This is a genomic window from Sphingopyxis sp. sgz302558 (assembly GCF_057220455.1).
Window position 1 is genome coordinate 1 of the sequence record NZ_JBXPUZ010000031.1, and the last position, 538, is coordinate 538.

1 protein-coding gene is annotated in these 538 nt (G+C 64.7%); it reads right to left on the bottom strand.

Annotated features, from left to right (window positions below; translation table 11 throughout):
* A partial coding sequence (locus AC2TC0_RS16215; protein ID WP_484718486.1) for a hypothetical protein occupies positions 1–538 on the bottom strand: 538 nt, incomplete at both ends.

Here is a 538-nt window from a genome sequence, read left to right on the forward strand (position 1 = left end):
TTGCCTTCGGCCGGCACCGGGTTCTGCTGATATTGCGCCTCGAACAGGATCGAGCCCATCATCTGCTTTTGCCGGTCGAGCGCGGAGCGGTCGTCGCGTGCAGGGTGGAGGACATCGCCGGCCTTGCGCAGATGTTGTTTTCCGCGCGGCAGGGTGATGACCTCGTCCACATTGGCGATCGCGGCCAGCTTAAGCTCGCGCCAGCCAGGGGTTTCTCGAAGCATGCCGACGAGATCATATTGATGGATGCGCTGCATCACGGTGATGATCGCGCCCTTCTTCTTGTCATTGAGCCGCGAGGCGAGCGTCGAGCGATACCAGGTGTTGACCGCCTCGCGCACCGTATCCGAATAAGCCTCGTCGGGCTTGATCGGATCGTCAATGATCAGGATATCGCCGCCGCGCCCGGTCAGCGTGCCGGTGATCGAGGTCGCGAGCCTCCCGCCGCCGCGGGTGGTCGCAAAGTCGAGCGCCGCGGCGCGCGCCGAGGTCAGGATGGTGCCGGGGAACAGCGCGCGGTACCAGCTCGACCGCATGA